This window comes from Streptomyces chisholmiae, assembly GCF_031845445.1.
GTDB classification, from domain to species: Bacteria; Actinomycetota; Actinomycetes; order Streptomycetales; family Streptomycetaceae; genus Streptomyces; species Streptomyces chisholmiae.
Map to the genome: position 1 here is coordinate 1 of NZ_JAVREO010000082.1, position 534 is coordinate 534.

General features: G+C 64.6%; 1 pseudogene. It reads left to right on the forward strand.

The window, feature by feature from the left end:
- Positions 1-534, forward strand: a pseudogene (locus RM844_RS32155) (DNA-directed RNA polymerase subunit beta'); the annotation flags it as partial.

A 534-nucleotide genomic window follows, 5' to 3' on the forward strand; every position in this document is an offset into this window, starting at 1 on the left:
CACTGGGCCACCCGTTCGGGTGTCACGGTCTCGATGGCCGACGTTCTGGTGCCGCCGCAGAAGCAGGAGATCCTGGAGCGGCACGAGGCCGAGGCCGAGGCGATCGAGCGCAAGTACCAGCGCGGCGCGCTGAACCACAACGAGCGCAACGAGTCCCTGGTCAAGATCTGGCAGGACGCCACCGAAGAGGTGGGTAAGGCGCTGGAGGAGTACTACCCGGCCGACAACCCGATCATCACGATCGTGAAGTCGGGCGCCACGGGTAACCTCACCCAGACCCGCACCCTGGCAGGCATGAAGGGTCTGGTGACCAACCCGAAGGGTGAGTTCATCCCGCGCCCGATCAAGTCCTCGTTCCGTGAGGGCCTGACGGTGTTGGAGTACTTCATCAACACCCACGGTGCTCGTAAGGGTCTGGCCGACACCGCTCTGCGTACCGCCGACTCGGGTTACCTGACCCGTCGTCTGGTGGACGTGTCGCAGGACGTCATCGTTCGCGAGACCGACTGTGAGACCGAGCGCGGCATCATCGTG